At 72.4% G+C, this 19,090-nt stretch carries 13 protein-coding genes; 3 read left to right on the top strand and 10 right to left on the bottom strand.

From position 1 onward, the window contains the following. Positions 1–715: 715 nt before the first annotated feature. From ACFYL4_RS26350 to ACFYL4_RS26325, 6 genes are read right to left on the bottom strand one after another with little or no spacing between them, the layout of a single operon-like run. Positions 716–928: a hypothetical protein gene (locus tag ACFYL4_RS26350; protein WP_357765264.1), complete on the bottom strand. Its 213-nt coding sequence runs from the start codon at positions 926–928 to the stop codon at positions 716–718. 30 nt (positions 929–958) lie between these two features. Next, positions 959–1,912 (bottom strand): bile acid:sodium symporter family protein, encoded by a 954-nt coding sequence (locus tag ACFYL4_RS26345; RefSeq protein ID WP_387521929.1) that lies wholly within the window; start codon positions 1,910–1,912, stop codon positions 959–961. Positions 1,913–1,962: 50 nt separating this feature from the next. Beyond that, on the bottom strand, positions 1,963–3,282 hold the full coding sequence (locus ACFYL4_RS26340; RefSeq protein WP_387521927.1) for a TIGR02679 family protein: 1,320 nt from the start codon (positions 3,280–3,282) through the stop codon (positions 1,963–1,965). Next, positions 3,279–7,556, bottom strand: coding sequence for a TIGR02680 family protein (locus tag ACFYL4_RS26335; protein WP_387521926.1), 4,278 nt, complete (start codon positions 7,554–7,556; stop codon positions 3,279–3,281). The genes ACFYL4_RS26340 and ACFYL4_RS26335 overlap by 4 nt, the downstream gene beginning before the upstream one ends. Further along, positions 7,553–8,998 (bottom strand): DUF2398 family protein, encoded by a 1,446-nt coding sequence (locus tag ACFYL4_RS26330; protein WP_387521925.1) that lies wholly within the window; start codon positions 8,996–8,998, stop codon positions 7,553–7,555. The genes ACFYL4_RS26335 and ACFYL4_RS26330 overlap by 4 nt, the downstream gene beginning before the upstream one ends. Beyond that, positions 8,995–10,569 (bottom strand): TIGR02677 family protein, encoded by a 1,575-nt coding sequence (locus tag ACFYL4_RS26325; protein WP_387521923.1) that lies wholly within the window; start codon positions 10,567–10,569, stop codon positions 8,995–8,997. Before ACFYL4_RS26325 ends, ACFYL4_RS26330 begins: the two co-directional genes overlap by 4 nt. 203 nt (positions 10,570–10,772) lie before the next feature. Here ACFYL4_RS26325 and ACFYL4_RS26320 point away from each other — a divergent pair, with 203 nt between their 5' ends. Beyond that, positions 10,773–11,387 carry a restriction endonuclease gene (locus tag ACFYL4_RS26320; RefSeq protein WP_387521978.1) on the top strand — a complete coding sequence of 205 codons (615 nt, stop codon included), beginning with the start codon at positions 10,773–10,775 and terminating at the stop codon, positions 11,385–11,387. Between the two features lie 233 nt (positions 11,388–11,620). On the opposite strand, the gene ACFYL4_RS26315 is transcribed toward ACFYL4_RS26320, so the two are convergent. Genes ACFYL4_RS26315 through ACFYL4_RS26300 form a run of 4 tightly spaced genes read right to left on the bottom strand, consistent with a single transcriptional unit; the run spans position 11,621 to position 16,467 of the window. Then, positions 11,621–12,532 (bottom strand): carbohydrate ABC transporter permease, encoded by a 912-nt coding sequence (locus tag ACFYL4_RS26315; protein ID WP_357765232.1) that lies wholly within the window; start codon positions 12,530–12,532, stop codon positions 11,621–11,623. Further along, positions 12,529–13,905 (bottom strand): ABC transporter permease subunit, encoded by a 1,377-nt coding sequence (locus ACFYL4_RS26310; protein WP_387521921.1) that lies wholly within the window; start codon positions 13,903–13,905, stop codon positions 12,529–12,531. The genes ACFYL4_RS26315 and ACFYL4_RS26310 overlap by 4 nt, the downstream gene beginning before the upstream one ends. Positions 13,906–13,920: 15 nt before the next feature. Continuing rightward, positions 13,921–15,258: an ABC transporter substrate-binding protein gene (locus ACFYL4_RS26305; protein ID WP_357765238.1), complete on the bottom strand. Its 1,338-nt coding sequence runs from the start codon at positions 15,256–15,258 to the stop codon at positions 13,921–13,923. 12 nt (positions 15,259–15,270) lie between these two features. Further along, entirely contained in the window at positions 15,271–16,467 is a 1,197-nt protein-coding gene (locus tag ACFYL4_RS26300) for a sn-glycerol-3-phosphate ABC transporter ATP-binding protein UgpC (protein ID WP_357765241.1), read from the bottom strand. 254 nt (positions 16,468–16,721) lie between these two features. Between ACFYL4_RS26300 and ACFYL4_RS26295 the strand changes: the two genes are divergently transcribed. Both ACFYL4_RS26295 and ACFYL4_RS26290 read left to right on the top strand, forming a co-directional pair. Then, the gene (locus ACFYL4_RS26295; RefSeq protein ID WP_357765244.1) at positions 16,722–17,417 is read left to right on the top strand and encodes a response regulator transcription factor; all 696 of its coding nucleotides are present in this window, start codon (positions 16,722–16,724) and stop codon (positions 17,415–17,417) included. Continuing rightward, the gene (locus ACFYL4_RS26290) at positions 17,414–18,778 is read left to right on the top strand and encodes an ATP-binding protein (protein WP_357765247.1); all 1,365 of its coding nucleotides are present in this window, start codon (positions 17,414–17,416) and stop codon (positions 18,776–18,778) included. Before ACFYL4_RS26295 ends, ACFYL4_RS26290 begins: the two co-directional genes overlap by 4 nt. Positions 18,779–19,090: the final 312 nt, after the last annotated feature.

The raw sequence follows: 19,090 nt of genomic DNA, 5'->3' as shown, positions 1-19,090 counted from the left end.
CCCTTTCTCACGGAGCCACCTCCGAATCCGTCTCCCCAGAGTGCTTGGTTATCAGGGTTCGGAGACGGTTCCGACTTTCTTCAGGATCGGGGTCCGAAACCCTTGGGGTACTCCAACCACGGGAGTCCTTGCGATTCTCGGGGAAGTCCCAGCCTTCGCGCCGCCTCCAGCGACGCGGGGGGTTGGGACGCGCGGGACGCCTGTTGGCTCGGGGGTCCCGCGGGGCCCCGAGCCAGGCGGGGCCCGTCCGGTCCTTGAGCCCCGAGTTTCTCCCGCAGATTCCCGTGTTGGCACCCCCGTCGCCCCGCGACGGGGGTCAGCGGTGTCCAGGGGTGGAGGGGCGGGTGGCCATCAGGCACGGCCGCAGCGCGGAGGCCTGCGCGGCCGAGGTACGCGACGACGGCCCGAGCATGTGAAGAGCACGCCGACGCTCGGCGGGTTCGGAGGCGGTGCGCACGCGACGAGACGTTCGGTGAACTGGGCTGGGGTCGACAGCAGGGCGAGCACGAGCAGGCCGGAACAGGGGGCGAAGTGTCGCATGGGATCAGCCTCGCAGTCGCCGCGTACCGACACGGCTCCTTCGGGTCACGAACCGTGTCCGCTTCAGGCCAGGTCCACCAGGTGTGGAAACGGCGCTTCGATGGAACCAACAGCCACCCTGACGTGCGCCTTTGCGCACGATCCGACCAGAATCGGGATGATTCTCCGCCGCCCCCTAGGCGAACAGCTCCAGCAGGAGGACGACCAGTCCGATGGCGAGCATGGCGACCAGCATGAAGACGCAGCCCACGTTTGCCGTGGGTCCGGGGTCGCGGGTGGGTCCCCTGCGGATGTCGTTCCTGCCGCGCCCGGGTCGGCGCTTCCTCTTGCGGGCGGCCACGTGTGTTCCGTCCTCGGCGTGGGGGATGTCGGAGGCCGAGCCTGTCACGCGTGCCGGGAACCGTGCAAGCCCCGCCGGTCAGGCGGGTTCGCGCTCCGGAGCGTCCTCGGGGGCGTGCCGGGCCCAGTAGGTCGCCACCGCCGCACCGGACAGGTTGTGCCAGACCGAGAACAGGGCCCCCGGCAGGGCGGCGACGGGTTCGAAGTGGGTGGTGGCCAGGCTCGCGGCCAGGCCGGAGTTCTGCATCCCCACCTCCACGCTGACCGCGCGGCGGGCGGAGTCGGGCAGGCGTCCGAAGTATCCGACGAGGTAGCCCAGGAGCAGCCCGAGGGAGTTGTGCAGGATCACCGCCAGGGCCAGGAGCAGGCCGGTGGTCAGCACCGCGTCGGCGTTGGCGCCTACCACGCCGGAGACCACCAGGACGATCCCGGTGACCGAGACCAGCGGCATCAGGGGCAGGAGCGCGACCACGTAGCGGTCGGCGAACAGGCGCAGCAGGAGGCCGCCGACGACGGGGAGCAGCACCACCTGGAGGATGGACAGGAACAGGTCGCCTGCGGAGACGGGCAGGGTCGACCCGGCCAGGCCGAGCACGATCAGCGGTGTGAGGAAGGGCGCCAGCATGGTGGAGACGGACGTCATCGCGACCGACAGGGCCACGTCTCCTCGGGCGAGGTAGACGATCACGTTGGAGGCGGTACCGCCGGGCGCGGCTCCGACCAGGATCATGCCGACCACCAGCAGGGGAGGCAGCCCGAACGCGTGGGCGATACCCCATCCGAGCAGCGGCATGACGGTGAACTGGGCGGCAACGCCGAGCAGGACCGCCCTGGGGTGCTGGGCGACGACCGCGAAGTCCCGGGGGCGCATGGTGAGCCCCATACAGAACATGATCACGCCGAGCAGCAGGGCCACGTGAGGGGTGATGAGCGCGGTGCGTTCCGGAACGAGAAGCCCGGCCACGGCTCCGAGGAGCACCAGGACCGCGAACCACCTGCCGACGACGTCGGCGACCTGTCTGACGACCCTCATCGTGCCTTCTCCCCCGTGTTCGCGCACGTCACGCGCGCGATGTCGGAACCCTACTCCCCCGCGCCGCCCGGACCGCCCACCGGGGTCTCCCCCGGTTCCAGGTCTTTGAGCAGGTCGGCGACCACGGACTCCTCGTACACCACGGTGCCCCGCTCGCGCATGGCCTCGGCGAGGGCGGGGTCCCAGGGGGTGGCGCGTTCCGTCCCCCGGAGTTCGGGCGCCCCGGCGGGACGGTGGGCGAGGTAGTCAGCGGCGGACATGCGCCAGGGCTCCGCGCCGTACCGGCCGATCACCCTGTGCGCCATGAGGGCGCCGGGCCAGTCGAAGTCGCCGTGGTAACGCAGGCGGGCCCCGGCCGCCACGGCGGCGGAGGCCAGGCGGTGGAAGGCGGCGGAGGGCCAGCCCTCCGTGCAGACCAGCGGCGCGGACCTCGCTCCGAGCCGCTCGGCCGCCCGCCGCAGGACCGCCGGGTTCTCGCACACGTGGACCACCGACGGGGCGGGGACCGGAGGGAACCGGACGAGCTGGTGCAGAGTCACCTGGAGCGGGACCCCGTGGTCGGCCGCCTCGGTCAGCCACCCTCCCAGCACGGGCCCGTCGGCGGGCAGGTTGAGGACCAGGACCCGGCTGGCGAGGTCGTCCTGGACGACGTCGTACTCCTCCCACAGGGCACGGCACTCCTGCGCGTCCTGGTCGTCGGGGCGGGGCGTACCGCGTCGTGCCGCCAAGGCGGAGAGCACGAGCCGGGAGAGCGCCGTCCGGTTGTCGAGCGCCTTGGTGTCCCCGGTCGCGCCCACGGCCAGGTCCTGGAGCAGCAGAACCGGCGCGCCCGCCTGCGGGGCGTGGTCGCCGTGGTGGCCGACCACGGCCTCCAGGACCCTCGTCGCGTCCGCGAGGTCCTGGAGATCATCGGCCTCGTCCCGTCTCATGACGGCGTTGACCCGTCGTGTGACGGCGGCCCGGGTGTCCCGGTGGTCGAGCCAGTCGCGGAACCACGACCGCTCGTACAGCGGGCTGGCCAGGGCCGGTGCGAGGACCCGTCCGCGGAGTTCCTCCTCCGTGCGACGCAGATCGCTCCGGTGGCGGAGCGGACCGCCCAGCTCCTCGCAGAGCTGGTTCAGCGTCCGGCCGTAGCCGCGGCGCACGACCCGGTCGAGGTGTTCCAGCTGGATGGTCGCCCGGTCGGGGCGCGCACCGGGCTCCTTGCCGAGGAAGCCGTGCACGTCGCGGACCTCCCGTTCGCTGAGGCCGGTGAGCGTGAACCTCCCGGAGAGCGCGCCGTCGCGCTTCTCCAGTTCCTCGCGCGTTCTGGCCACCAGCTTCGCGAGGTCGGGGCGCCCGAACGCGGCCAGATCGTCCCGGCCGCTCACGTCGCCTCCTCCAAGAGGGTGCCCTCCACGGACTGCGGGACGTAGCGGGTGGGGGTGATGCCGAGGAGTTCGGCGGCGAGCTGTTCGTTTCCGGCGAACCCGGCGTCCGCGTCCAGGGTCTGTTCTCCGTCCCAGAGCATGAGGAGCGCCGAGACGGTGTGCAGCGCCTTGTCGTGGTGCATGTCGTAGTGGGCCGCCATGGGCACGGTGTCGTAGTGCACCCAGAGGTCGTGGCCGGTCATGAACATGTCGAGGTCGAAAGTGACGGTCAGGCCCATGAGTTCGGGCTTGTACCGGTCGTCGATGCCCGCGAAGGCCTCGTCCAGGGCGACCACGCGGGGACAGGTGGGCGCCGCCGACGAGTAGAGGGCGTTGGCCGCCGCGAACAGGGGCAGGTGGATGGCGGCGGACTTCTCGCCGCCGGACATCTGCTCGTGCTTGTTCTTGGTGAGGGTGACCTCGTCCTTGCCCGGTTCGGCCAGGCGCAGTTCGAACCGGAACCAGTCGCGGTAGTCGAGGACCGCCGCGAGCACCTGCTTGTGGCTGGCCCGGGGGTGGGTGGCGTGGTAGTCGCGGATCATCCGGCGCAGCACGGCGCGGAGTTCGCCCAGCCCCCGGGGGCCGAGCCCGGCACCGTCGTGCCGGACGAGCTCGGTGGCGCGCCGCTGGTGTTCGGTGAGTCCGTCCGAGCGCGACCAGCGGATGCCCACCCGGGTGCCGGACGACATGGGCCGGGCGCGGGTGTCGCGGTCCATGGCGCGCACCAGCCGTTTGGCGGCGTCGACACGGTCGTGGACCTGCTGGGCGATGCCGCTGAGGAGTTCGTCCTCCAACACCCTCTGCTCCTCCTCGCGCAGGAGGGCGCCCTGTTCCTCGACGCGGTCGGCGACCGTCCGGGCGAAGGCGGAGACGGGGTTGCGGCCGTTCTCGTCGTTGACGTGCACGGTCACCAGGCCGCTGGGGCCGACCTCGTGGTCGACCCGATAGCCCTCGGCGTCGCCGCCAAGGGCCTCCTGGAAGGTGCGCAGCGCCTGCGACATGCGGTTTCCTGCGGCCCTGAGGTCGGAGTCCGCGACCTGACGGGTACCGACCACCTCGGTGAACGCGTCCAGCAGGTCGGCGGCGGCGCCGGGCAGCACCTCGCGGACGGCGGTTCCGGGTGCGGTGAGGAGCCGGTGCGCGGCCTCCTCGGGGTCGGGCCACTGGTCGGGCGGGGGCCAGGCACCGGTGGCCCGGACCCCGACGACGGCGCGTACGGCGGGCTGGGTGAGTCCGGCGAAGGCGGCGGCGTGTTCGAAGAGGGTGCCCAGGGCCTGGGCGAGCGCGGTGCGGCCGCTGTCGCGCAGGGTCTCCGAGCGCACGGCCCGGTCGTGTTCCTCGGCGGCGGTCCTCGCGTACCCGTCCCGGTCGGCGTTGACCTCGAGTAGTTCGGTCGCGGCCCGTTCCAGCTGGTCGAGGAGTTCGCGTGCGGGGGCGTCGATGGACGCCTCCAGGGTGGCGAGTTCCTCGGCCTCGCGCTGGTGGTCGTCGCCGCTGCGGTCCAGTTCGGCGCGGTCGCGTTCGAGCGTCTCGGTGAGCCGGTCGACGGTGTCCCGCCGTTGGGTGAGGTCGCCCTCGTACTCGGCGATGTCGGCGCGGGTGGCGTGCAGCCCCCGGGCGGTCTCCTGGAAGTCCTCGGCCGCGACGGCGACGGCGTCGACGTCCTCTCTGCGGGTGGGCATGGCGCGTTCGGAGGCGGCGGCGCGGACCTGGCGGCGTTCGGCGTCGACCTGGGCGACGGCCGCGTCGAGTTCGCGGCGGGCCTCCGCCTGGGCGGCGCGGGCCGACTTCAGGAGGGTGGAGTGGTGTTCGAGGGTGCGCAGCGCCCGGGCCACCCCGGTGGCGTCGGGCAGGTCGGCGCGGGCCCGGTCGAAGTCCTTGAGCAGTTCCCGGGCTCGGGCCAGTCGTTCCCCCAGCTCGCCGTGGCGGGTGGCGAGTTCGGCGATGCGGGCGTCCTGGGCGGCCAGGCGTTCGCGGCGGCGCTGGGCTCGGTTGGTGGCGCCGATGAACTCGGCGGCGGCCTTGGGGTGGGACCCGGTGAGCGGGCCCAGGCGGAAGCGGGCGCCGGTGTCCACCACGGTGTCGGCGGCCGGGTCGCTCATGCGGTCGGCGTCGCCGTCGCCGAGGGGGATCGACGCCAGCACCCGAACGATGGTGTCGGCGGGGACGTGGTCCTGGGTCTCGGGGACCAGGACGTCGGCGAGGGTGGCCGTGCCGCCGGAGACCGCGTCGGCGGGGGCGTCGGCGGCCGGGCCGGTTCCACCTCCGGTGCCCCCGGCGGCGGGCAGCAGGTAGGCGTCGGCCTCGCCCCGCTCCAGGGCCGCGCGGGTCTGCTCGGGGTCGGGGTGAATCCAGGCGGTGAGCAGACCGGAGGCGTGCAGGGCTCCCTCGACGGCGGCGGCGCGCTCGTCGGACAGGTCCTCGGCGAAACGGACGAGACGCCAGAGCGGCGCTCCGGGGCGCTCGTCGCGCGGCGCCGGGCGCAGGGGTTCGGCGGGCGGCGCGTCGTCGCGTTCGGCGGCGATGTGGTCGCGTTCGCGTCGGGCCGAGGCCAGGTCCCGGCCGAGCGCGGCCTGCTCGGTGTCCAGGGCGTTGGCGCGGGCGGCCGCGTCCAGCTGCTGGTCGTGGAGGTGTTCGTTGAACACCTGGGCGAGCGTGGGGGTGCCCGCCTCGCCGTAGGCCCCGACGGTGTCCCGCAGGGCGGCCAGGGTGTCCGGACCGGTGATCTCCCAGCGTTCGGACCACGTTCCCAGGGCCTCGCCGACAGCGCGGCGGAGCGCGGACAGCTCCTCCTCGGCCTCGGCGCAGGCCCGTTCGTGTCCGAGCAGGGCGTCCCCGGCCCGGCCGCTCGCGGTCTCGGCGCGGGCGCGGCCGTCCTCAGCACGGTCCAGGGCGTCGAACCGTTCGCGGACGGCGCGCACGTCGTCGAGCCGGGCACTGGCCCGGGCCCGCGCGGACTCGGGCAGGTCGTCTCCGGTGTCGGCCCCGCCCTCGGCGTCGTGGGCGATCCCGGACCGTTCGGCGGCGTCCGCGAGCGCGGCGCCCAGCTCCTCGGCGCGGGCGCGCTCGCGCCCGACCCGTCCGGCGACGCGGTCGGCCTCGTCGTTCAGGCGGGTGAGCTCCTCCTCCTGGGCCGCCACCCGCACCCGGCCGGTGGCGATCTGTCGGGCGAGCTTGTCGTTGCCCTCCTTGCGCACCTGGAGGGCCTGTTGGTCGCGCAGGGTCTCGTGCTGGCGCAGCGCGGCGCACCGGGCCTCCAGACGCCCGGCCCGCTCGGACAGCTCGTCGGCGCTCGCGCGGGCCGCATCGCTCGCGGCGGTGGCGCGGTCGAGTTCGACGGCCGCCCCGGCCACGGTCCGCGCGTGTTCGTCGGCCTGTTCGGTGGCCGCGCGGACCCGGGAGAGCCGGTGCCGGGCGTTGGCGGTCAGGTAGTCGGAGTAGACCCCGGTGAAGGCGCGGGCGGCCTCGTGTGCGGCGGTGGCGCTGGCGAAGCGGCTCTGGACGGCGGCGAGGTTGGCGAAGTCGCGGGCCGCCTGGTCCACGAGGGCGTCGTCGAGGGGGCTGAGCCCGCCGGTGAGGGTGTGGGAGACCTTCTCCGGGTCCAGGTCCTTGGCCAGCAGGGGGCGGCGCAGGGCGAGGAGGAGGTCCAGGAGCTGGACGTAGCGGTCGCCCAGTCCGAACAGGCGGGCGTCCACGGCCCGGCGGTAGTCGGCGGCCGTGGAGTGGTGGGCGTCCTCGCCGAGGGCCGCCTTGAGCTGGCGTTCGGTGAGCGGCCGGTCGTCCGCCGAGAGCAGTCCGAAGTCGACGCCCAGGCGCTGGTCGGTGACGAAGAAGGAGGGGCTGACGCCGTCTCGGTGGCGGTGCGCGCGCATGCCGATGACGAGGGTGACCGTCTCGGTGACCGCCGGCGCGCCGTCGTCGCCGTCCGCCCCGGGGGCGTCGGTTTGGCGGGCGAACTCCATCCACACGTAGCCGTGCGCGGACTCCGCTCCCCGGTAGAGCAGGTTCGACTTCATCGTGCGGTTCTGGCCGCTGAAGGGGTCGAGCCTGCGGGCGTCGGTGTAGCCGTCCAGGACGAAGGGGAACAGCACCTCCAGGGCCTTGGTCTTGCCCGAGCCGTTGTGGCCGCGCAGGACGAGGCGGCCGTCGGCGAAGGCGAACTCCTCGTCGACGTAGTCCCAGACGTTGACGACTCCGGCCCGGTTGGGCCGGAAGCGGTCGCTCCTGCGGGTCATGGCGCGGTGTCCTCGGTTCCTTCGGTCGTGGTCGGTGCGGGGGCCGAGTGCCCGGGGTCGGGCGCTTCGGCGTCGTCAGGGGCGGGCGCGTCGAGCGGGCCGAACGGCAGCAGCCCGGTGTCGGGGCGCTCGGGCAGGGCGCCCCGGATGTTGCGGTAGCGCAGCGCGGCGGGGGTCACCAGGACCCCGCCCGGCAGCGGGCGGACCAGTGCCAGGTCGGTGAGCAGGGCCAGGGCGGCGTCGAGCAGCCCGTGCGGGTCCTGCTGCCAGGTGGCGGTGAAGGACGCGGGACCGAACTCCTCGAAGAGGTCGGCCACCATGGTCTCCAGGCGCTCGCGCTCCACCAGGGGCAGTTCGGCGGGCTCCGCCACCGCCGGCGCGTCGGCCGTCTCGGCCCAGGCCAGTTCGGTGACGATGCCCTCCCGAGGCAACCCCGCGTCGATCCGCGCGGCCAGCTCGGGGTGCTCGTGCAGGGGACCGGGGGCGGACAGCCGGGCCAGCCCCGCCCACGACTCCTCGAAGTGGGTGGCGATCTGCGCCAGCAGCAGTCCGGCGGTGCGGGTGACGGCGCCGCCGCGCCCGGGGAAGGCGCGGTCGGTGAAGGTCCCCGCGGAGTCCGCGAGCAGGACGCCCTCCGCACGGCGCTCCAGGCGGGTGCCGGTGAGGCGGGCCACCTCCTCGGCGGGGCCCCTAGCGCGCAGGGCCGCGGCCACCTCGGGCTCGACGTCCGCGTAGTACACCACGGGGAACTCCACCAGCAGGCGGCGGGCGCGCTGGGCGGCGCGTTCGCGCGGGGCGTCCGGGCCGAGGGGGTCGCCGAGCAGACCGGTGGCGCTGTTGAGGTGCTGGAGGGGCCGGGTGGGCCGGAAGAGGACCTCGCACACCTCGTGGTCGATGTCGAAGAGGGCGTCGCCCTGGTCACCGCCGCGCGCCCACGCCTCGACCGAGCCGTCCGACAGGTGCAGGGCGCCCCGCTCCAGCAGCCAGTGGGCGACGTCCACCAGGGCGGCCTTGTGGGTGGAGTCGGTGGGGTCGTAGCCCAGCCCGGCGATCTCGTTGGCGGAGGGGGTGAAGCCGCGGACCAGGTCGCCGAGGCTGATCTCGACCTGCGCCCGCTGGAACGCGGCCAACAGCAGGCACAGGTAGGCGAGGCGGCGGCGGTCGAAGGGCCTGCCCCGGCGCGCGAAGGTCTGGCGCTGGCTGGGGTCGAGCAGGTCGAGTTCACGGACCAGGCGCACGTGGTCGGTGGTGGCCACGAGCGTGTACCCGAACAGGGCGCGCAGGTCCTCGGTCATCTGGTCGGCCCAGTACAGCACCTGGTCGAGCACGCCGGGGCGCGGCCGCGTCGCGGTGATGACGTCGCAGGTGAGGACCTTGCGTACGGCCTGCTGGTAGGAGCCCAGGTCGACGCTCTCGACACGGGGCCGGGTGCGTTGGGTCAACGGTCGCCCTTCCTTGTGCTCGTGCGGGCGCCGCGGGAGGCCAGCTCCACCCTGAAACCGGGCAGGTGGATGCTGCCGCGCGAGGTCCGCACGGTGCTGCCGCGCTCGTCGGGCAGCAGCCGGATCACGGTGCCCGCGTCGTCGGCGGTGGCGGACTTCAGCAGGCCGACCAGGGCGGGAGAGGAGCCCCTCTTCGCGTACGTCACCGACCGCGACTCCAGGGCCTTGGTGACCAGCCGCAGGAGCACCCTGGTGTCGCTCTCGTCGAGAACCCGGCCGTGGGCGCCCTCCAGGGTCAGGCGCGCGGCGGAGGCGCGCTCGGCCTCGCGGCCCTCGGTCTGGCGTCGGCGCAGTTCGGAGCGGGCTCCGGTGTCCCTGCGGACCGGTTTGGGCGCCCCGGGGTTGGGGGCCCGGTCGCTGCGGAACAGGGTCACCGACACCTCCACCCCGGCGGCGTCGTGCCAGGAGTCGGTGGGGGCGAACTCGTCGCCGTCCTCGTGGGCCACGCCCAGGTGGCGGGCGGAACGGGTGTTGAACGCCGCCCCCATCAGGGCGTGCGCGGCGCCGTCGTCGGGGGTGTCGAACACCCACGCGGCCAGGTGGCGCAGCTGGGTGGAGCGGTTGACGCCTCCCCGCTGGGCCTCGGTGATCTGGCGCAGCAGGGCGACGACCCCGGAGACCGCGGAGCGGGTGGCCTGGCCGAGTTCGGCGGCGCGGGTGGGGGCTCCGCTCTCGGAGGCGAACCAGGCGCGCACCGCCCGCCAGCGGCGGGACCAGTCCTCCAGGCGTTCGATGCGGTCCATGAAGAGGCGTTCGTCGGTCTCGGCGGCGCGGGAGAGGAGGGTGGTCAGACCGGTGGCCTCGACCTCGTGGACGGCCCGGTCCAGGCGGGGCAGGTACCGGTCGAGTTCGGCCATGAAGTCCGACATGTGGACCAGCAGGGCGTTCTTGTGCCGCAGGAACACCTCGGAGGAGGCCTCGGTGGAGCGCAGGATCTCCCCGAGGGTCACGTGGAACTGGGCGGAGCGGCGCCCCATGTCCTCCATCACCGCGTCCAGGCGGGACAGGCGGCGGTAGACGTCCTCGACGCGGCCGGTGCGGTTGGCCTCGGCCAGCGCGCGCAGGTCCTCCAGGACGTCGGAGAAGACCAGGCGGGAGAGGTTGACGTCCTCGACCCGGGCGCCGAGCAGGTTCTCGACCGCGTGGTAGGCCCGGTAGCCGAGTTCGCTGAACTGGTAGACGGACTGCCGGTTGCGGTAGCTGGCCAGGGTGCCCGCGCGGGAGGCGTCGTCGAAGCGGTGCAGGACGCCGTCGGAGGCGAGTTCGTCCAGCCGGTGGCGCAGCCCCTGGGCGGGGACCTCGGGCGCCTCGGTGTGGGCCGAGGTGAGGGAGACCAGGGCGGCCTCGACCTCGTCCGCGCCGACCTGGACCTGGTGGACCTCGCGCAGGCGGTCCACGGCGCGCAGAATCCACAGGTAGGTGACGTGGTCGTCGCGCCGGGTGAAGTTGAACAGCCGGAAGCGGTCGCTGACCGCGAGCGCGTCCAGATCCAGAGCCCTGCGCTCGGCCACCGCCGCACCCCCGTGTCCTCGTGGTCGGCCGCGCACCCCCGTGTGCGCGACCGCGACTGGGACATTGTCGCAGCGACCGGGGACCGTCCGGTCCGGGGTCCTCGGAGCGGGCGGCCGGGAGGGGTCACCGTGTGGAGGAGGACGGTCACCGCGTGCCATGATGTGCCCCGGTATGTCCCCCACCCCCAGGGAGAAGCGTGAGCGTGCGGCAGCGGCAGCGTGTACGACGGCGGTGGACGCGGCGGCTGCGGGGGTCCCTGCCGCTGGCGGCGGTGGTGCTCCTGCTGGGGTTCGGGTGGCTGTTCGACAACGCCGACCGCCCGGGGCTGTGGCTCGGCGGCGGCCTGGCAGCCCTGGCCGGGGCCGCCGCGCTGGGCTGGTGGGCGTGGTCGCGGGCGCGCCTGGCCAGGGAGCGGTGGATCGTCGGGCGCACGGGGATCGCGGCGGTCGACACCATGACCGGAACGGAGTTTGAGCACCACGTGGCCCGGCTCCTGCGCACCCACGGATACACGCGGGTGACGGTGGTGGGCGGGGCCTCGGACGGCGGTGTGGACCTGCGGGCGCAGACCCCGGACGGGCGCCCGCTGGCCGTGCAGTGCAAACGCTGGCGCAGGCCGGTACCGCCCAACGAGGTGCGGGCCTTCCTGGGAGCGCTGGCCGGAGGCCACCGCGGGTACCTGGGGATGTTCGTGGCCGCGAACGGGTTCACCCGGGAGGCCGTGCGCGAGGCCGGAGACGGAATGGTGCTGGTGGACCGGCACGCCCTGGGCCTGTGGATGGCCGGGGAGCGCGTCCCCGAACCTCCCCCTCGCTGAGGGCACCCCGACTGTCAGGCACCGAGTCGGGACGGCGAGTGGTCCGGCAGTCCGGCACGAGCCCGGACAGGGAGTGGGGCCCGACGGTCCGGCACGAATCGGCGCAGGGAGCGGGCCCCGGCGGGTCCGGTCCCCGCCCCGGACGCGAAGGGCCCCGCGGTGGGAATGGCCGCGGGGCCCGGCGCCGCCGTGGCGCCCTCGTGGGCGGATCGTGTGGAGCACCGCGCGGGCGGCTACTTGCCGGAGCCCGCGAACACCCCCTGGACGAAGTGGCGCTGGAAGGCGAAGAAGACCAGCAGCGGAACCAGCATGGACAGGAAGGCACCCGAGGCCAGCACGTCGATGTTGGTACCGAACTGGCGCAGCTGCGAGCGCAGCGCCACCGTCAGCGGGGCCGAGTCGGGGCTCGTGAACACCAACGCGACGAGCATGTCGTTCCACACCCACAGGAACTGGAAGACCGCGAGCGAGGCCAGAGCCGGACGCGCCACCGGCAGCACGACCCTGCGGAAGATCCGCCACTCACTGGCGCCGTCCATCCGGGCGGCCTCCAGGAGGTCACGCGGGATGTTCACGAAGAAGTTGCGCAGCAGGAACACCGCGAACGGCAGCCCGAACGCCACGTGGAACAGGATCGCGCCGGTGATGGAGCCGAAGATGCCCAGGGCACCGTACAGCTGCGAGATGGGAATGAGCGCCGCCTGGATGGGCAGCACCAGCAACCCGACCACGCCCACCATGATCCAGTCGCGGCCGGGGAAGTCCATCCACACCAGCGCGTAGGCGGCCAGCGCTCCGATCCCCACGACCAGCAGGGTCGAGGGAACCGAGATGTAGACGGTGTTCAGGAACGACTGCACGAGGACGTCGTTGTCGACCAACGACCGGTAGTTGTCCAGCGTGAGCTCGGTCGGCTTGAGCAGCGCCGTCCACCAGCCGCTGTTGGTGTTGTCGGCCTCCGAGCGGAGCGACACCAGCAGCAGGCCGATGACCGGCACCATCCAGAACAGCGCGACGAGGGTCAGCACCACCTGGAGGGTGCCCGAACCCAGCTTGGAGACCAGGCGCGAGGCCAGGCCCCGGCGCGGGGCGCCGGACACCGACACCTCGACGACGGAGGGCGACTTCTGGGGCGTGGCGGTCACGAGCGCTCCCGTCGGAATCGGCGGATGTTGAAGTACATGATCGGCAGGACCAGCACCAGCAGCAGGACCACGAGGGCGCTGCCCAGCCCCTGGTTGCCGCCCGCGCCGAAGGACACCTGCCACATCTGGAGGGCGATCACGCTGGCGTTGGACTGCACCGACCCCGGGGCGATCACGAACACGAGGTCGAAGATCTTCAGGACGTTGATCATCAGGGTCACGAACACCACGAGCAGCAGCGGACCGAGGAGCGGGATGGTGATCTTGCGGAACACCTGCCACTCGGTGGCGCCGTCCACCCGGGCCGCCTCCAGGGCGTCCCTGGGGATGGCGGCCAGCCCCGCGGCGATGAACGTGATCGCGAAACCGGTCATGATCCACACCCACGAGGAGATGATCACGGGGGTGATCAGGGTCGGCCCCAGCCAAGTCAGGCCGCGGAAGGACTCGGTGAAGTTGTCCGCCGCCAGGTGGATCTCGTACTCCCCCGCCTCCAGCCCGGTGAGGGTGAACCGGCCGTCGTCACCGGCGGTGGTGCTGGCCACCACCTGACCGTCACGCAGGGCGTCGACCGTCATCAGGGGCAGACCGTTCTCACCGTCGTCGATGACCCCCGACTCGCCGCCGAGGGCCACGTCGAGCCAGACCACGCCCTCGATGGTGTCGCCCGAGGGGTCGGGCTCGGTGGCCGGGGAGGCCTGTTCGGGCACCTCGCCGGGCCGGATACCGACCATCGGCAGTGCCACGGTGTCACCCGGGGCGTAGGAACTCGTGGTGGTGAAGCCGCCCAGCGCCGGGTCCGCGTCGAGCTCCTCGCCGCGCGGCCGCGCCCCCGGGTACTCCGAAGGCGAGGCGAACGTGTCGTGCACGGTCACCACGGCCGCGTTGACGACGCCCCGGTCGGGGTTCTCGTCGTAGACCAGCCGGAAGATGATGCCGGAGGCGAACAGGGAGATCGCCATCGGCATGAACAGCAGGATGCGGAAGGCGGTGGCCCAGCGGACGCGTTCGGTCAGCACCGCGAAGACCAGACCCAATCCGGTGACCAGGGCCGGGGCGACCAGCACCCAGATACCGGTGTTGCGGATCGCGGTCAGCGTACGGTCGTCGGTGAACATCCGACCGTAGTTGTCGAGGCCGACGAACTGGCTTCCGGAGGCGTCGAAGAAGCTGCGCACCACGGAGTAGACGGCCGGGTAGGCCAGGAACACCGTGAGGAACAGCAGGGCGGGCAGCAGGAACAGCGTGGCCGGGCCGAACAGGCGCCGCCAGCCGGGGCGGGCGCCGTCACGCGGGCCGCCGGAGGGCCGCCCGCCCGGCGGGGTGGCGGGGGCGGCCCCGGCACGGGCCGCCCCGGTGTCGTTGGAGGTCATGGCGTGGGGCTCCGTCTACTCGCCGTAGGCGCGGGCGGCCTCGGACTCCAGGCGCTCCATGGTGCCCTCCACGTCGGAGGGGTCGGCCAGGAAGTCCTGGAGCGTCTGCCACATGCCGTCGCCGACGGTGGCGCCGAACGCGGCGGGCTGGAGGTCGGAGAGGTCGAAGCGGACACTGTCGCCCGCGAGGATGATCTGCTCGGCGACCTGTCCGAGGACCGGGTCGGCGTAGTCGTCGGCGGTCAGGTTCTTGTTCGGGGAGATGAACCCGCCGATGGAGGCCCACTCGGCGGCGGCCTCCTCCGAGGCGAGGAAGCGCAGCAGCTCCATGGTGGCCTCGCTGTCGTTCATGGCGACGGCGGCGTCACCGGCCACGACGACGGCGTCGCCCTCACCGGCGATGCTGGGGAAGGGGAACACCTGGGCGGTGTCGCCCACGGCGGCGTTGGTGCTGGCGGTCACGACCCCGCCGATGAAGTCGGCCCCCACCACCATGGCGGCGTCGGGGTCGTCGCTGTAGACGTTCACGACGGAGGTCGGGAAGTCGGTCTGGAGGCTGCCGCCGCTCCCGCCCAGCATCAGCTGCTCCTGGCCCCACACCTCGGCGAGGGTCTCCAGGGCGACCTCGACGCTGGGGTCGGTCCACGGGATCTCGTGCGCGGCGAGCTGGTCGTACATCTGCGGACCGGCCGTCTGGAGGTAGACGTTCTCGAACCAGTCGGTCAGCACCCAGCCGTCCGCACCGGCCACCGACAGCGGGCTGATGCCGACGTCGGAGAGGTTCTCGGAGAGTTCCACGAACTCGTCCCAGTTCTCCGGGACCGTGGCGCCCGACTCGGCGAAGAGCTCGTCGTTGTACCAGACCAGGGACTTGTTGGCGGCCTTGAGGTAGACGCCGTACGGGGTGCCGTCGACCGAGCCGATGTCCGCCCACGCACCGGCCATGTTCTCGTCGAGGGCGGCCACGACGTCGTCGCCGAGCGGCACCAGGACGTCCTCGTTGACGAAGTGCTCGATCAGCCCCGCCTGCGGGATGAGCGCCACATCCGGCTGGTCCCCGCCCTGGATACGGGTCTGGAGGACGGTCTGGAGGTCGTCGCCCGCACCGCTGTAGGAGATGGTCGCGCCCGTCTCCTCCTCGAAGATCGCGAGGACCTGCTCGAAGGCGACCTGCTCGTCACCGGCCCAGGGGCCGACGATCTCCAGGGTCTGACCGTCCAGGTCGGCGTCGGAGACCGACGAGCCCGAGCCGCCGCAGGCGGTGGCGACCAGGGTCAGGCCGAGCGCGGCGGCGGCACCGCCGAGGACTCTGCCGCGTCGGGAGGCGGCACGGCGGGAGATGGGTGCTGACATGGGGGACGCTCCTCAGGAGTCGTGGATCGCTGTACCGGTGGCGGGGTCGAAGAACTGGAGGCGTTCGGTGTCCACCGCCACGGTGATGGTCTGGCCCTCGTACACGTGGGTACGGGGGCTGAAACGGCCGACGAGGACCACGCCGTCGTCGGTCGCGGGGAGGGTCTCGTCGGTTCCCGCGTCGCGGGCGAGCTCACGGGTGTCCTCGGTCACGACGGGTGCGGCGTCAAGCGGGAAGTGCACGAGGACGTCCGAACCCATGGCCTCGACCAGGTCGGCGACCGAGGTGAGCGTGGCCCCCTCGGTACCGCCGACGATCCCGGCGTCCTCCATGTCCTCGGGGCGGATGCCCACGACGACCTTGGCCCCCGCGTAGCCGCTCAGGGCGGGGCGCCGGTGCAGGAGGCTGTCGGGCAGGTCCAGGTGCTGGTCGCCGATCCGGACACGGAACCGGCCGCCCTCCTCGTGGAGTTCGACGCAGATCAGGTTCATGCCGGGCGAACCGACGAACCCGGCGACGAACAGGTTGCGGGGATGGTCGTACAGCTCCTGCGGCGGGCCGACCTGCTGGAGGACGCCCCGCTTCATCACGGCCACGCGGTCGCCCAGGGTCATCGCCTCGGTCTGGTCGTGGGTGACGTAGACCGTGGTGACGCCCAGGTCGCGCTGGATACGGGCGATCTGGGCGCGCATCTGCACCCGGAGCTTCGCGTCCAGGTTGGACAGGGGTTCGTCCATCAGGAACGCCCGGGGTTCGCGGACGATCGCCCGGCCCATGGCCACCCGCTGGCGCTGACCACCGGAGAGGTTGCCCGGCTTGCGGGTCAGGTGCTCCTCCAGTTCGAGGACGCGGGCGACCTCGCGCACACGCCGGTCGATCTCCGCCTTGGGCAGCTTGCGCAGCCGCAGCCCGAACGCGATGTTCTCGAAGATGTTCAGGTGCGGGTACAGGGCGTAGGACTGGAAGACCATCGCCACGTCGCGGTCGCGGGCGGGGACGTCGTTCACGACCTGATCGCCGATCCGGACGGAGCCCTCGCTGATCGCCTCCAACCCCGCGACCATCCGCAGGGCGGTGGTCTTGCCGCAGCCGGACGGCCCGACCAGCACCAGGAACTCGCCGTCCTGGATGTCCAGGGAGAGGTCGTCGACCGCGCGGGTTCCGTCCTGGTAGACCTTACCCAGGCCGTCGATCACGATTTCGGCCACGACACCTCCGGGAGCGGGCACACGGGTACCCGCCGACCGATCGGGCCGGTGGGAACGGCCGCGTCCCTGTGACGCGCGCCACCACCGGCGATGTGTGACGACAGTAGTGTCGGGCTCCCTAAGGAAGCCTTAACGCAGCGTCTCTTTCGACTTAAGCCGCACCACCGCCGCGCCCGCGGTCACAGCGGTGAACCGCCTGACCACGGGCCGCATCCGGACTCGTGCACGGCCGCGACGTTGGTTAACGTGTGCGCATGGCAACGGTCTTGCTGGTCGAGGACGACCAGATGGTGCGGGGCGCCCTGGTACGCGCGCTGAGCGGTCTCGGGCACGTGGTGCTGCCCGTGGGCACCGCCCTGGACGCCCTACGGGAGGCCGCCCGGCACGAACCCGACCTGGTCATCCTCGACCTCGGCCTGCCCGACCTGGACGGCGCCGCCGCGCTGCGGATGCTCCGCGGGCACAGTGACGTCCCCGTCATCGTGGCGACGGCGCGCGGCGACGAGCAGTCCATCGTGCGCCTGCTCAACGACGGCGCCGACGACTACGTCGTCAAACCCTTCTCCAGCACCCAGCTCGCCGCCCGGATGAACGCGCTCCTACGCAGATCCGGCCGGGCCACCACGGGTGGGCCCGACCCCGGAGAACTCACCGTGGGAGAGCTGTCGATCAGCCTGACACGCCGACAGGCGACCCTGGCCGGCACCCCCCTGGAACTGTCCCGCCGCGAGTTCGACCTGCTGGCCTACCTGGCCGAACACGCCGGACGCGTGGTCAGCCGCCGCGAACTCGTGGAAGCGGTCTGGCACCAGCACCCGTTCGTGGGCCACGACCAGACCATCGACGTCCACATGTCCTGGCTGCGCCGCAAACTCGGTGAGAGCGCGAGCCGACCCCGCTACCTGCACACCGTGCGGGGCGTGGGACTCAAACTGGTGGAACCGGTGTGAGGAGGCTGCTGGCACGCGCCGTCACCCTCGCCACCGTCATGGTCGCCGTGGTGATGATCGGCGTCACCGGCGCCTGGGCCCTCCGAGAGGCCGACCAGCGCGCCGAAGCGGCGGTCTGGGCCCAGGCCGGCGCGGTGGCCTCGGTTGTGGGAGTCGACACGGACCCCGCGCTCCTACGGCGAGTGGTGTCCTCCACCGCCGCAGGGGCCAGAGGGCACCTGGCCGTCCACCTCCCCGACGGGACGACCGTAGGAGCCAGCCGCGCCCACGACACCGAACTCACCCGGGCCCGGCGCACCGGCGCGGGTACCAGAACCCAGACCCCCGTCGAAGGCGGCACCTCCTACCTCCTCGTCGCGGTCGCCCCGCAACTCCCCGAAGCACCCGAAGGATCGGGCGGCGTGACCGTGGTGGAGGTGTACCAGCCCCGCGGCGAAGCGCTCAGCGGAGTCGGGCCCGTCCTCGGCTGGCTGGCGGCCGCCGCCGCACTGGTCGTGACCGGCGCCGTCCTGATCACCGACCGCCTGAGCCGCCCCGCCCGGCGCGCCCTACGCGCCCTCGCCGACACCGCCGTGGACATCGGCGAAGGACGACTCAACGCCCGCATCCGCGTACACGGCCCCCGCGACCTGGTGGTGCTCGGAGAGTCCATCAACGCCATCGGCGAACGCGTACAAGGCCTGCTGACCAAGGAACGGGAAATGGCCGCCGACGTCTCACACCGGCTCCGCACCCCACTGACCGCCCTACGACTCGACGCCGAACCCCTCCCCGGCCCCGAAGGAGAGCGCATCAGAGGAGCGATCGCCGCCCTGGAACGGGACGTCGACGCCATCATCCGCGACGTGCGCCCCCAGGCCGTCGAATCGGACACCACACGCGTATGCGACCTGTCCGCGGCCGTGGTCAACCGGATGGGGTTCTGGACCATGCTCGCCGACGACCAAGGACGCGAAGTCGACCTCGACGTACCCGACACCCCCTGCCGGGTCGCGCTGTCCACCGAAGAGTGCGCGGCCGTCCTCGACTCACTCGTCGGCAACGTGTTCCGATACACCCCGTCCGACCGGCCGTTCGCCGTCGCGGTCGTCGAACACGCCGGATGGGTGACCCTGATCGTCGAAGACGCCGGACCCGGATTCGCCGACCCCACGACAGCCCTGCGGCGCGGCACCAGCGGCGGCGGGTCGACCGGACTGGGACTCGACATCGTCCGGCACGCGGTCGAAGCCACCGGAGGCACCATCCACCTGGAGCGGGGCAGACTGGGCGGAGCCCGCGTACGGGCCCGGTTCGCCCAACAGGACGTACCCCACGAGGAGGAACAACCCCGCGCCTGGAGACTACGCCGATCCGGCTGAGGTGGGGGCGGAGGGGGTTGTGGTTGCTGTTTGGAGCGGGCGCTGCGGTCTGTGGTTGGTGTGGGCTGGGGGTACGGGGGCTGTAGTTGGTGTTTGGAGCGGGATCTACGGCCTGTGATTGAAGTGAGCTGTGGATACGGGGGTTGTAGTTGCTGTTTTTAGCGAGCTCTACGGCCTGTGGTTGAAGTGAGCTATGGGTACAGGGGCTGTGGTTGCTGTTTGGAGCGGGATCTACGGCCTGTGATTGAAGTGAGCTGTGGATACGGGGGTTGTAGTTGCTGTTTTTAGCGAGCTCTACGGCCTGTGGTTGAA

It is taken from the genome of Nocardiopsis sp. NPDC006938, from assembly GCF_042869555.1.
In the GTDB taxonomy this organism is placed as follows: Bacteria; Actinomycetota; Actinomycetes; order Streptosporangiales; family Streptosporangiaceae; genus Nocardiopsis.
The sequence above is the reverse complement of the archived record's forward strand: the minus strand, read 5'-3'. Positions and strand labels throughout refer to the sequence as shown.